This window comes from Mesorhizobium sp. M4B.F.Ca.ET.017.02.2.1, from assembly GCF_003998955.1.
Taxonomy (GTDB): Bacteria; Pseudomonadota; Alphaproteobacteria; order Rhizobiales; family Rhizobiaceae; genus Mesorhizobium; species Mesorhizobium abyssinicae.
Map to the genome: position 1 here is coordinate 1 of NZ_RZOF01000163.1, position 13,075 is coordinate 13,075.

General features: G+C 59.0%; 12 protein-coding genes and 1 pseudogene. 3 read left to right on the top strand and 10 right to left on the bottom strand.

The window, feature by feature from the left end:
- A partial coding sequence (mobQ, locus tag EN738_RS19355; protein ID WP_189605892.1) for a MobQ family relaxase occupies positions 1 to 721 on the bottom strand: 721 nt, incomplete at its 3' end.
- Positions 722 to 894: 173 nt separating this feature from the next.
- Between mobQ and EN738_RS19360 the strand changes: the two genes are divergently transcribed.
- Entirely contained in the window at positions 895 to 1,221 is a 327-nt protein-coding gene (locus EN738_RS19360; protein WP_127285112.1) for a conjugal transfer protein TraD, read from the top strand.
- Positions 1,208 to 1,465 carry a conjugal transfer protein TraD gene (locus EN738_RS19365; RefSeq protein ID WP_245494582.1) on the top strand — a complete coding sequence of 86 codons (258 nt, stop codon included), beginning with the start codon at positions 1,208 to 1,210 and terminating at the stop codon, positions 1,463 to 1,465. The genes EN738_RS19360 and EN738_RS19365 overlap by 14 nt, the downstream gene beginning before the upstream one ends.
- 291 nt (positions 1,466 to 1,756) lie before the next feature.
- Here the strand turns inward: EN738_RS19365 and eutC are convergent, their stop codons facing one another.
- The 8 genes and pseudogenes from eutC to EN738_RS19405 all read right to left on the bottom strand — a co-directional run bounded on the left by eutC (position 1,757) and on the right by EN738_RS19405 (position 10,469).
- Positions 1,757 to 2,755 carry an ectoine utilization protein EutC gene (eutC, locus tag EN738_RS19370; protein WP_127285103.1) on the bottom strand — a complete coding sequence of 333 codons (999 nt, stop codon included), beginning with the start codon at positions 2,753 to 2,755 and terminating at the stop codon, positions 1,757 to 1,759.
- Entirely contained in the window at positions 2,752 to 3,723 is a 972-nt protein-coding gene (gene eutB / locus EN738_RS19375) for a hydroxyectoine utilization dehydratase EutB (RefSeq protein ID WP_127285113.1), read from the bottom strand. Before eutB ends, eutC begins: the two co-directional genes overlap by 4 nt.
- Before the next feature lie 95 nt (positions 3,724 to 3,818).
- Positions 3,819 to 5,291 carry an NAD-dependent succinate-semialdehyde dehydrogenase gene (locus tag EN738_RS19380; protein WP_127285104.1) on the bottom strand — a complete coding sequence of 491 codons (1,473 nt, stop codon included), beginning with the start codon at positions 5,289 to 5,291 and terminating at the stop codon, positions 3,819 to 3,821.
- Between the two features lie 184 nt (positions 5,292 to 5,475).
- Positions 5,476 to 6,561: pseudogene (locus EN738_RS19385) on the bottom strand (FAD-binding oxidoreductase); the annotation flags it as partial.
- Positions 6,562 to 6,633: 72 nt separating this feature from the next.
- Positions 6,634 to 7,323: an ABC transporter permease subunit gene (locus EN738_RS19390; RefSeq protein ID WP_189605895.1), complete on the bottom strand. Its 690-nt coding sequence runs from the start codon at positions 7,321 to 7,323 to the stop codon at positions 6,634 to 6,636.
- A gap of 79 nt (positions 7,324 to 7,402) precedes the next feature.
- Positions 7,403 to 8,221 carry a transporter substrate-binding domain-containing protein gene (locus EN738_RS19395; RefSeq protein WP_127285106.1) on the bottom strand — a complete coding sequence of 273 codons (819 nt, stop codon included), beginning with the start codon at positions 8,219 to 8,221 and terminating at the stop codon, positions 7,403 to 7,405.
- A gap of 45 nt (positions 8,222 to 8,266) precedes the next feature.
- Positions 8,267 to 9,067: an amino acid ABC transporter ATP-binding protein gene (locus EN738_RS19400; RefSeq protein WP_127285107.1), complete on the bottom strand. Its 801-nt coding sequence runs from the start codon at positions 9,065 to 9,067 to the stop codon at positions 8,267 to 8,269.
- Between the two features lies 1 nt (position 9,068).
- Positions 9,069 to 10,469, bottom strand: a complete 1,401-nt coding sequence (locus EN738_RS19405) for an aminotransferase (protein ID WP_127285108.1) — start codon at positions 10,467 to 10,469, stop codon at positions 9,069 to 9,071.
- Positions 10,470 to 11,488: 1,019 nt separating this feature from the next.
- Here EN738_RS19405 and EN738_RS19410 point away from each other — a divergent pair.
- Positions 11,489 to 11,965 (top strand): Lrp/AsnC family transcriptional regulator, encoded by a 477-nt coding sequence (locus EN738_RS19410; protein WP_127285109.1) that lies wholly within the window; start codon positions 11,489 to 11,491, stop codon positions 11,963 to 11,965.
- A 257-nt stretch (positions 11,966 to 12,222) separates the two neighbouring features.
- On the opposite strand, the gene EN738_RS19415 is transcribed toward EN738_RS19410, so the two are convergent.
- Positions 12,223 to 13,075 (bottom strand): aldehyde dehydrogenase family protein (locus EN738_RS19415; protein WP_127285110.1); only part of this gene is annotated, 853 nt, incomplete at its 5' end.

Below are 13,075 nucleotides of genomic sequence, written 5' to 3' on the forward strand. Positions count from 1 at the left end.
CGCCATTGTTGCGTGAGATGTCCCGATGCAGTTCGGCGCGATCGGCTTCAATGCCGGCAGCGTCGAGGCCGCTGCCCTCAATGCGCTGGGCCGGAGCACCAATCTGGGTTTGCGGCTCCAGGGCAATGCCCTGCGCTTCCAGGCTGCGATGATCGATGCGGGCGTCGATGTCGAGTTCGGCAAGGCGCTCATTGGCAAGCTCCGCCCATCGCTCGCGCCAGCGCTCGACCAATTCCGTCTGGTTCCAGTCGCGCATCTTCGCCCCGAAACCATTCTCGTCCACCGATCGCATGGTAAGCATGACATGAGCATGCGGCTTGGGACTGCCGTCCTCTGCCCTGTCCCAATGCACGTTGAGGTCGGCGACCATGCCTCGGCTGACGAACTCGGCCTGCACGAAGTCCCGCGCCAGCTCGATGCCTTGCCCCTGGCTTAGTTCGCGCGGAAGGGCGAACTCCACCTCGCGGGCAAGCTGCGCATCCTTGCGCAGCTCGAACGCTTCGACATCGTTCCACAGCTGTCCTCGGTCGGTCCAGGCTTCGGGCGCATTCTCCGGCAGCATGACCTCGGAATGGACGACACCGCGCTTGGCGGAGAAGTCGTGACTGCGCTCAATCCGCTCATCCCGCAGTCGCGAGGCAGAACGATAAGCGGCCGAGGCAACAGCACTGGAGCCAGCCTTGCGGCCAATGACCTTGACGTGAAGATGATAGATCGCCATCGCGACCAGATCATTTGCACGTCAAAGCGCACGTCGGCACGACGTATAAGCGCGCCCTCCCTCGAAAAAATCTCGGGATGGACCAGCCCGTCCCGGGCTGTCTCGGCAACCCTGAAGCCTTCCGGCAGATGCTCCCCTATCATCATCCGATCGACAAACCGACGGAGACCGCCATGCGCAAACCACGTGACTTCGACGCCGAACTGAAGGCATTGGAAGACAAAGCCAAGGAACTGAAAAACCGAAAGGTCCAGCAGCTTGGCGAACTGGTCATCGCCACCGGCGCCGATCAACTCAGCACCGACGAACTGGCCGGCGCGCTGGTCGCAATCGCCGAGATGAAGGACGCCGCAAAGCGTGAGGCATGGGCCAAGCGTGGGGTGGCGTTTTTCGACAGCGGATCGCGGCGAACTCATCCAACGCCTAAGCGCAACCTGCGCAGAGCTCCAGCGCAACCGGGCGGCCCACAAGCGTCGGCAAGCGGCGATGGCTCGCAATGACATGCGCACCTGGCAGGTCGAGCGCCGCAAGCGGACCAGGTACCTGATCGAACTCGGAGGTCTCGTCCTCAAGGCAGGCGTCGTCGAACTTACCAATGACGATCGCGCCATCATTTATGGGGCGATGCTCTGGATCGCCGCGAAGCTGCAGAGCGACGAAAGCGACCATGCGCGCGAGCTATGGGCCACGAAAGGTAGGCAGGCGTTCGATGCGGAAAGGCGTGAAGAGAAGAATAATCAGTAGCTTTGGCTGATCGATCCGGGCGGCGCGAAGCCTCAACAGCGGAGCCCCGCCCACGCTGCAACAGAACTGCTTGGGCTGTGGTCTAAGGGGTCAGATGTGCTCGTCGGAGCCGAAAGCGGACGACATTCTTCGGTCAGCATTTCTGAAGCACTCGTTCCGCTCACGCCCTCCAAGGTCGCCTTGACGATCTACAAGCAACTTAGACTTGAAGCGGACACTTGGCTGACGCTGCTCCAATGATAGCGGCGGGCGATTATCACTCAGTAGGAACACTCTATCAAGCCCTACGCATCAGCGCTTGTTGGCTGTTCCTTCTGTGAGTTGACGGGATCGCGTGAATGCGAAGTTAGCGACGGCGGTATCCTGAATCCCCGTGCCGGTGAGATCCGCGATCGTAATCTGGTCGGCACCTGTCCGCCCCGATACCTCACCGGCAATAATCTGTCCGAGTTCGGCGAAAGGTTCATTTTCCTCAACAAAACCCGCCTTGATCGCGTGGTGCAATTCGCCGAGACGCCTCGTTTGTGCCAGACTGTCGGCCACATAGATGTCGGCGTCGGCGATCACCTGAGGCTCGATCTCATTTTTATGTTCAGCGTCCGAGCCCATTGCTGTGATGTGCTGACCAGGTTCAAGCCATCGCGATGAAAAAATAGGGCTATCAGCTGGCGTCGTCGTGACAATGACATCTGCGCCTGCGACAGCTTGCTCCTGGGTCGGGCAGGCGACCACTGGGATCTCCAACTCATCTGAGAGTTCGCGCGCTGCGAGGCGAGCCTTGGCTTCCTCACGCGCCCATATACGCGCCGAACGAATTGGGCGCACCAACATGAGAGCACGCAACTGAAGACGTGCCTGCTGACCCGCGCCGAAAATGGCCACGCTCGAAGCATCTTTGCGGGCGAGGTACTTGGCGGCGACCGCGCCGGCTGCGGCCGTGCGCAAATCCGTCAGGTAACCGTTATCCAGCAGCAGTGCCTGTACTATACCCGTCGTGCTGGACAACAAGACCATCAAGCCATTGGTGCTCGCCAAGCCAATCTCAGGATTGCCGAAAAAGCCGGGGCTGATTTTGATGGCGAAACCGTCCAGTCCTGGAATGTAGGCGGTCTTGACGTCCACTTCTCCGCGATGTTCGGAAATGTCGAGCCGCAGGATCGGCGGCATGACAACCTTGCCTGTAGCCAAGGTACGAAATGCCTCCTCCACGCAGCGGACGATGTCGAGGTCCAATCTCACCAGGCCCCTTAGCTGATGCTCGGTCAAGATTTGCGGTTTTGCGGTATTCATTCGTGACCCGTTTCGTCTGTGATGAGGCGGCGATGCAGTTGCATATCGATGTTGCGGCCCGATAGAACGGTTACAGTGGTCCCTCGTCTGTCAACCTTGTTTGCAATTAGCGCTGCGATCCCCACGGCCCCCGCTCCCTCGACAATCTCGCGTTCATGCAGGTAGGCATGTTGGACACCGGCTGCGATCTCGGCCTCGCTCAAAAGGATGACGTCGTCCAGAAGGTCTCTGCACATGGCAAACGTCAGCTGGTTGTTGAGACCAATGCCGCCGCCCAAAGAATCCGCGAGACTGTCGAATTCCTCCACTTGAATCGGGTGACCGGCATCCAAACTGGCTTTCATCGCGGCGCCTCGCGCCATCGTAATTCCAATCACGTGCGTTTTAGGCAACTTGGATTTGATCGCGCGTGCAACACCCGAGGCTAGGCCACCGCCAGAAAGCTGAATCAGTACGGTCGCGCAATCCGGGAGTGCTTCAACGATTTCCAGCCCCAATGTCCCTTGGCCGGCAATGACCGCTGGATGATCGAACGGCGGAATCGGATACAAACCCTGGCTCGCGACCAACCGCTCGACCTCATCCTGCGCGTCATCCTGTGAGCGTCCTACAATGTGGATATCGGCCCCAAGGCGGCGAATTTCCGCAATCTTGTTGTCCGGCACCAAGCTCGACATACATATGGTTGCCTTCACGCCACACGCTTTCGCTGCGAACGACAACGCCCTTCCGTGATTGCCTGTAGAAGCGGCAACGACGCCTCGCGCGCGTTCGGCGCAGGTCAACTGATGAAGCGCGTTAAACGCGCCTCGCAACTTGAAGCTCCCCGTGGTCTGATGATGTTCGAGCTTGAGGTGAACGGGCACACCACAGAGTTCCGATAGCGAGCGCGATGGAACGAGCGGGGTCGCAAGAATGTTGCCGCGAATCCGATCGCGAGCCCTTTCGATGTCTTGTAAATCAATCAATCTGCACCCCGCAGCTAACTCCCGTGCGATTTTATCCGAAGCAGACACTCGCCCATAGCCGAGGTCTGCCTCGAACACCCCTTGCCTTGACCTTCCTACCAGGTGACCGCGATATATTTGGTCTCACAGAACTCAAGTATCCCGTGGTGGGCGCCCTCGCGGCCGAGTCCGCTCTGCTTCGTTCCACCGAAAGGTGCTGCGGGGTCAGACACGATACCGCGATTGAGCCCGACCATGCCGCTGTCCATTTGCTCCGAGACGCGCATGCCGCGCGCCAGATCTCGGGTGTAGACATACGATATGAGTCCATATTCCGTGGCATTGGCCAGGTCGATAACTTCATCCTCGCTATCGAAAATAGTGAGTGCGGCGATCGGGCCGAAAATCTCCTCGGCCGAAATCCGTGAGGTCGGAGTGACGCCGGACAACACGGTTGGAGCGAAGAAGTTTCCTTTACCGTCGAGCGGTTCGCCCCCGACAAGCACCTTGGCGCCTCTCGCGGTTGCGTCAGTTACCAAACCTGTGAGCCGCTCGACCGCCTTCCGGTTGATCAACGGACCGCATTGCGATCCGGGATCATACCCGGCTCCGACCGTCAGCGACCTCATCCGCTCGACAAGCCGGACGGAAAATGCTTCGGCGATCCCGGACTGGACGTAGAAGCGGTTCGCTGCCGTACAGGCTTCCCCGCCGTTGCGCATTTTCGCCACCATTGCGCCCTCGATCGCCGCATCCAGGTCGGCATCGTCGAACACGATGAAGGGTGCATTTCCGCCGAGTTCCATAGAGCATGACACAACGGTTGCAGCTGCTTCGCGCAGGAGTGTTTTGCCGACCTCGGTGGAACCGGTGAAGGAGAGCTTACGCACGCGGGGATCGTTCAGCATGGCACGGACTACTTGCCCGGACTGGGACGTGGTGACCACGTTGACCACGCCGTCAGGCACTCCAGCCTGCTTGTAAAGGTCAGCCAATACGAGCGCGGTCAGCGGCGTCTCCGTGGCCGGCTTCAAGACGCATGTGCAGCCCGCCGCCAGCGCCGGTCCGATCTTGCGAGTGGCCATCGCAGCCGGAAAATTCCAGGGAGTGACGAGAACAGCAACTCCGATTGGCTGGTGTTGAACGATGATCTTGTTTGCGCCAGCCGGCGCCGTCGATATCTCGCCATTGAGACGAACTGCCTCTTCGGCAAACCAGCGAAAGAACTCCGCAGCGTAGGCCACCTCTCCCAGCGCATCGTTCAAGGTCTTGCCGTTTTCCAGACTGATCAGTTTGGCCAACATTTCCTTGTTTTCGATCATGAGCTCGAAGCAACGCCGCAGGATCTCTGAACGCTTGCGCGGAGCTGTGGCCGCCCAGCTCTTCGCGGCTCTGTGGGCACTCGCAATAGCCTCCATGGCGTCGTCGACGGTCGCATCCGCAACGGACACGATCACGTTTCCGTTCGATGGATCAATGACGTCTATGCTCTTCCCGTCAGAACCGGCTCTCCATTGACCGTCGATGAAAAGACCGGTGGGCAGTGAGGAGACACTTAGAGGCGTAGAAAGGTTTACAACAACGTTCATGGTCTTCAGCCTTTTCTCTTTGATCGGAAGAAAGGATCTGGCAGTTCCGCAAGATACACTTGTCATCCCGTTGGATTAGCGCCGATGGCTTTGCAAATCCGAACGTCCGGCCGGTGCTTCGCGAACACCCGCGGACACGGCACCCCGCGTCGTGTCACACAGGAAACAGCCATGCCATATCGCCTCACGCTTTCTTGCGGCGGCGCAGCGTCTTCCGGTCATTGTGCTCATACATCCAGTAGACGAGTGGAATGAACCATGGACGGCCGCGAAAGAACGGCACGGCCTTTGGAGCCTGATCGAAATCGAAGGCCGAACGCGGCTGCTCGGTGTCTTCAAGGATCTTGAGTGCTGCCTTCTTACCGAGCCACCGCGCCCACACGATTCCGGAACCGCAATAGCCAGTCGCGTAGATAGCGTTGCCGCGGGAAAATATGCGCGGGATCATGTCCCGGTGCATGGCGACATTCCCGAACCAGCTGTGCGTGATGCCCACATTCTTCAGTTCTGGAAAAAGTCTGGCGAGTTCCGTCCGCAGATTGAGGGTCGGCGTGGCCGGATCGCCCGCAGTTGTGCCGTCGCGCCCGCCAAACAATATACGCGACCCGTCGGGCACCGGGCGGTAGTAGTAGCTCAACTTGCGCATGTCGCCATACATCATGCCCGCGGGCATCAACCGATCCATTACCTCTTTGTCTAGCGGTTCGGTGGCAATGATTCGGCTGCGAACCGGCACCAAACGACGGCGTAGCCATGGATCGAACCCATCGGTGTATCCGTCCGTGCATACAAGGAGTTTCTTCGCCAGCACATCGCCGCGCTGGGTGGTGATCCGCACGCCTGCCCTATCACTTGCCCATTCCAGGACGGCGGTATTCTCATGAAGAATGGCATCGGTCTCGCGCGCGACTCGGATCATGCCGGCGAGCAACTTCGCAGGCTGAAGGCCGCCAATGTCCATGCGAACCATGCCACCAACATAGAGGTCGGTTCCGATATAGTTCCTCACGTCCGATCCCTGGACGGCGAACGTTTCGATGCCAAGGCTGTCGTGAAGAAAGCCCGCATGGCGCCGGAGCTCCTCTGTTTCTTCGGCGTTCATCGCACCTTCGAACAAGCCGGACAGCGTGAAGTCAGCCTTAATGCTCTCCGCCTTGAGAAACCGCCAAAGGTCCTGCCGCGCGGTCTGGCCTTCCAAGAGGATGCCGTTCGCTCTATCCAAACCGAAGCGACGGATCAGTTCCTTGCGGCTAGGCCTGATGCTGCCGCTGCGATGAGAAGCGTGATCTTGACGCCCTCGAGCAGAAAGGGAAACGCATACGCCATGATGCCCAAGTCCATGTCACATCCCTCCGAAGCCGCGATTGAGGACCCGTTCGATCCTCGAGAATGCGGTTTGGCTGGCGAGCGTCATGGCGAAGAACAAGGCCGCAGCGATGCAATAGAAAAACAGCGGCGATCGGGTGATCCCGGCGGCGATTGCAGCGGTCCGCATCAGCTCCTGCAGGCCAACGACCGAGATCAACGACGTATCCTTGATCGTCATCTGCCACACATTGTTTATGCCGCCCAGTGCAAGCCTCAGGGCGAGCGGAAAGGTGATGCGAAAGAACGTCACCATTCGCGGAAGCGCCAAGGACCGAGCGGCCTCCAGCATCCCGGCGGGCACGGCTTGGAGTGCGCCGCGGATGACCTCAATGGAGTAGGCACAGGATATCGCGGCAATCGCTATCACGCCGACGATCATCGGATAGGCATTCTCGGCAGCCTGCTCATAGCCGAACGTCCCGGCGACGGTTCTTACCCAGTCCAAGGAGCCGTAGAACAGCAGGTAGATCACCAACAGCCCAGGAATACCGCGGATCAAGATGCTGTAAGCATCCACCAACTGTGAGACGAGCACCACCTTCTGCCAGCGCAGGATGGCCAGTGGAGTCGCCACCACGAAACCGAGAAGCATGCCGAGCAGCCCGATCGCTATTGTCACTGCACTGCCGCGCAGGAGAGCCAGCGCCCAGCCATGCGCGACCATCAGAACCCAGAAATCCTCCATAGACTCCTCCCGTCCGCCTGCCTTGGTGTTGCCCAAGGCAGGCCCCTCCTATCGAAGATCACTTCTTGCAGGGGATGGTGTAATCGTCCTGGAACCACTGCATGGAAGCTTTCTTGACCGTGCCGTCGTTGATCATTTTGCAGAGAGCCACGTCGACCTTTGCCTTGAGATCGGTGTTGCCTTTGCGCATCCCAACACCCATGCCTCGGCCGAGGACTTCCGGATCGTCCGTGGAAATTACCTTGACGTCGATTTTCGCGAAGTTCGCGCCGTCCGGCGTTGCGAGGAAGTCGACCCAGGTTGGTGAATCGCCGAAAGCTACGTCGATGCGACCGCTGGCGAGGTCGGCCGTCAACTGGGTAACGGCGTCGTAAGTTTTCAGGTCGGCGCCCGTCATCCGCTTCTCTATGAACCTGGCGTAAGTAGTGCCTGTGGGGACACCGACACTCTTGTCGACGATCGCCTTCTTGATTTCATCAAGACTTTTCAGGGCGGCCAGCGGCGAGTCCTTCGCAACGACGAAGTAGAGAGGTGTCGTCGCATAAGGGATCGAATAGTCAATTTTCTTTTCTCGCTCAGCCGTAATGCCAAGACCTGAGATGATAACGTCAAATCGATCGCTGTCCATTGAAGGAACAAGCGAGCTGAATGTCTGGACGACGAACTTACATTGGACCTTCAGTTCGGCGCAGATCCCTTTGGCGATATCAGCGTCGAAGCCGGTGACGTTGCCATTCGGGTCGGCCATGCTGAACTTCGGCGCATCGCCTTCGGTGCCGATTCGCAGGACACCTTCCTCGGCGGAGGCCATGCTCGCCACCCCGACGACGAGCACGCCGGATGCGAATGCGGACCTAATAAGCTTGCTGATGTTCATTCTCAGTTCCCCTTGTTTGGTTCTTGATCTTCCCAGTGCCTGCCTTCAGGCATTGGCCGGCATCACGCTCGAAAGAAACCGCTTCACCGCTTCGCTCGCGGGGTTTCGAAACAGTTCTTCCGGCGTGTCATCCTGCTCGAGGCGGCCCTTTTGCAGGAATAACATTCGGTTCGACAGCTCCCTTGCGAACCGCATTTCGTGCGTCACAAGGAGGATTGTCGCACCTTCCTCTGCGAGTTTTCGTATGATCTTCAAGACCTCTCCGACCAGTTCCGGATCGAGTGCGGAGGTCGGTTCATCGCACAGCATCAGTTTCGGGCGCATCGCCAGGACGCGGGCGAAGGCGACGCGTTGCTGCTGGCCACCCGAAAGCTGCTGCGGGTAGCGGTCGCGGAAGGTTTCCATGCCGACCTTCGACAACGCCCACAGCGCGATTTCTTCTGCCTCCTTCCGCGACAACTTGAGGACGTAAACGAGCGCTTCGGTCACGTTGCCGAGAACGGTTCGATGCGGCCAAAGATTGAAATTTTGAAACACCATTCCGATGTGACGTCGAACGGTTCTGACTGCGGCCGCGTTGACAATTTTTGGCTTTCCCTGGGCGTCGGAGGTGACAGAGATGGCCTCTCCATTGAACTCGATCTGCCCGGAAGTCGGCGTCTCCAAGAAATTGGTGCAGCGAAGCGCGGTGCTTTTCCCGCAACCCGACGACCCGATGAGCGAGACGACCTCGCCCTGCCTTACGGTAAAGCTAACTCCGTCCAACACCTTTGTGGAGCCAAAGACCTTCACGAGATCTTTGACCTTCAGAACTTCGGTGGCGCGTGAGATCTTGCGATGCAGCATGCTAACCGGCCACCGCGCCTTGCTGATCCATGTTTACGAGCACGCTGTCCACAGCCGCCTTGGCAATACCGACCATCTCATCGATCTCCGCCTCCGTCATGACCAGCGGCGGCGCAAAGCCCAGGATGTCTCCATGCGGCATGGCGCGAGCAATGAGGCCTCGATCGCGGGCTGCCTGCGAAATGCGTGCACCGACCTTCAGGCCCGGATCGAAACTGGCCTTTGTTCCGCGGTCGGCGACGAACTCCAAGGCTGCCAGCATGCCAATGCCGCGAACCTCGCCGACGATAGGATTCTGTGCGAATTCCGCCTTCAACCGGGCAAGAAGATAATCGCCTTTCCGAGCCGACTGACCGGCAAGATCTTCACGTTCGACGATGTCGAGGACAGCGTTCGCCGCAGCAGCGCTGATGGGATGTCCGGAATAGGTATAGCCATGCGAGAAGGCGCCAACGCGAGCTGTCGCTTCCTCCATCACCTCGAAGACTTTCTGTGACACGATCGACGCCGAAAGCGGCGCATAGCCCGATGTCAGGCCCTTGGCGATGGTTACCAGGTCGGGCTCGATGCCATAGAGGTCCGATCCGAACATGGCGCCGGTGCGCCCAAAGCCGCAGATCACCTCGTCGGCGATCAACAGGACATCGTATTTGCGAAGCACAGCCTGAATCTTGGACCAGTAGCCGGACGGCGGCGGCGTGATGCCGCCGGTGCCCAGAACGGGTTCCGCGATGAAAGCGCCCACGGTGTCTGGGCCCTCGGCCAGGATCAGCGCCTCAAGTTCATCGGCGCGCCGCGCCGAAAAATCCTCTTCCGTTTCCCCGGGATGCGCACCGCGATAGAAGTGCGGGACGCCGGTGCGAAGAATGCCGGAAAATGGCAGGTCCATGTGGTCATGATAAAAGCCAAGTCCCGTCATCGACCCTGAGACGACAGAACAGCCGTGATAACCTCGTTCGCGGGCAATGATCTTCTTTTTCTGTGGCTTGCCACGCAAGTTGTTGTAGTACCATACGATCTTCGCCTGGGTCTCATTCGCGTCCGAGCCGGACAACCCGTAGAAGACTTTGGACATATTGCCCGGCGCCATCCTGACCAGCCGGTCCGAAAGCCGCGCCAGCGCTTCCGTCGTGTGCGCCGCATAGGAATGATAGTAGGCAAGCTTATAGGCTTGGCGCGCGATTGCCTCGGCCACTTCGGTGCGGCCATAGCCGATGTTGACGCAATAGAGGCCGGCAAAGCCGTCGATATATTCCCGGCCGCTAGCGTCTTGAATCCTGACGCCCCTGCCAGTCTCGACGATCGTCGGATGGATTCCCCCGGATGCATAGTCCTTGAGATAGGTGAAGGGATGGAGCACCGTCTTGCGGTCCATCTCCGCGATTTCAGCAACATTTGCCATTCGCCATTGTCCCTACGCAGCCAAGCCGCGTCTGCCGTGCCGCATGTCTTCCGACATATCGGCGCCGACTGTGTCGATGAGTGAAGGCTAATGGAACGAGCGCGCTGATTTTGCGATGAAACTGAAGGAATGATGCAGGATTCCTGCTTTGTTTTTGGCAGGATGCAGAAATCACGCAGAAGGACGGTCACCCGGATTGGTCGCCTGAAGGGCGCCCGCAGACGCGCAACCATCACATAGCCCAAACCCTCGGCGAGATGATGGGCCTTCCGGCACTGCGTGCGAAGGCGCCACTCGTTGGACTAGGGGCGAGCGCGCCGAAATCGCCCCGGCAAAGCCGGAGACCATCTCCGGTCCGACCGCTATCGAGGTTGCGGGTCTCTGGAACGGAAGCGACTCCATGAACCGCTGACTTCGGACAGGCTCGGTTTGGTCAACCACGAGCGACATGCTCGTGGCTTGGGATTTTACCCGAACGTGAAAGAGCCATTCGAGCTGGCAGCGTCCACGGGCCCGTTGTGTAACTCGATCGACAGAGGGCGAGTGACCTTCGGTCGGTTTGCTCAAGAGGCGAACGAGACCGCAGTTCGTGCTGGTTTTGCGACCGGCAGATAGACCTCCTGCGCAATGAGCACGCATTGCGGCACATTCTGCCAGGCTGTTGGACTTATGCTTGATCAACAAGGCAGTTTGATGGGACCAGGCATGGATCGCTTAGGCCGAAGGCGCCGACTTCGAGTGCTAGGGCGCGCTTGTCGATTTCCAAATGGCGGTACTGCGAAGGATCTATTCGAAAACGTTTGCGACCCCGTAGCTCTCGGCCTTCCGGCTCCACCAGGTCATGCAGGATTTGGAGCCCGCTAGGGATATCGTTCTTCCCGCGCTGAGACTGGCGTCGGCAATTGGGTGTTGCCTCCAAGCGTTCAGGGCAACGCGATTCGCATCCTGAGGACGACCAATGTGCAGCTTTCTCGGGGTAACGTAATCGCGATCAACAATTCAAATGTGCGGGGATGCTTATGCGGCTTGATCAACTTGACGCGCGCCTGCTGAGAATGGTGCAGACATACAATCGCCACACGAGCGAGGAACTCGGCGATATGGTGGGCCTTTCCGCAACCGCGGTGCAAAGGCGTGTCAAGCGCTTGCGGGATGAGGGAGTGATCGAGGCCGACATCTCCGTCGTAAAGCCCAAAGCCGTCGGCCGTCCGATCGCAATGCTGGTATTGGTGTCTCTCGAACGTGAGCGGGTGGATATAGTCGACCGTTTTAAGCAGTCCATTCGACACACGCCGGAGGTCATGAATGGCTATTATATAACCGGCGATGCGGATTTCGTGCTGATCGTCACGGCGAAGAGCATGGAAGATTATGAGAGTTTCACCCGTAAGTTTTTTTATGAGAACCCTGATATCAAGGGGTTCAAGACGATGGTGATTATGGACCGGGTCAAGGTCGGCTTCTCTGTGCCGATCGACGCAGCCGATTTCTCATGACGCTGACGAAATGGGTTCAATTGCCTGAGGCGATTGGCCTGATGAGGACAAGCGGCGAGGTGGCCTCTGGCTATGGAAGCGTTCATCCTCTGTGGGAATGGCGTGCGTTAAGCAACGGGCTGCTGCTCCCATGGGAGATTGGTGATGCAATTTGCGTTGAATAGTGAGCAGGCCATTGGCTATAGAAGCAGAAGTGCCTCTGAAGCAGCCCAGTGCTACAAAAGTTGGCACGCCTCTGACCTTGGCGAAGATGAGGACTAGAAATAGCCGAGGATGGATTTCACCTCGAGGTACTCCAGCATGCCCTCGACGCCGTACTCGCGCCCGTTTCCGGACTGCTTGAAGCCGCCAAACGGTGCGTGGGGATCCCAGGCCGGGTAGTTGAGATGCACCTGACCGGCGCGGATCCGCGACGCGACGTCCTTGGCGCGGTTTATATCTCTGCCCTGTATATGCGCCCCGAGGCCATAGACGGTGTCGTTGGCGATGGTGACGGCCTCCTCCACCGTCTCGTATGGAATGATGCACAGGACTGGACCGAAGATTTCCTCCTGGGCAATACGCATGCCCGTGCGCACCTCGGAAAAAATCGTCGGCTTGACGTAGAGCCCGGCATTCAGGCCTTCTGGACGACCTTGTCCACCAGTGACGAGCTTCGCGCCTTCGGAAATGCCGACGCCGATCATGGTCTGGATTCTGTCGAACTGGGCTCGGTTGGCGATCGCACCATGGGTGGTGGTCTCCGCCAGAGGATCGCCAACGACGATCTCTTCCGCGGCGCGCTCGGCGATTGACTCAATGTCGGTCAACTGCGCGCGCGGCACTATCATGCGCGTTGGCGCACTGCACGACTGACCCAGATTGCGGAAGGCAGCGGCTATGCCGAGAGGGATGGCGCGATCGAGATCAGCATCCGGCAGGATCACGTTGGGCGACTTTCCGCCGAGCTCCTGCGCGACGCGCTTCACCGTTGGTGCTGCCGCCTGTGCCACCGCAATTCCTGCACGTGTAGAGCCGGTAATCGAGATCATGTCGACATTGGCATGTGACGCAAGAGCAGCCCCGACGCAAAGGCCGTCCCCATTGACGAGATTGAAGACACCAGCCGGG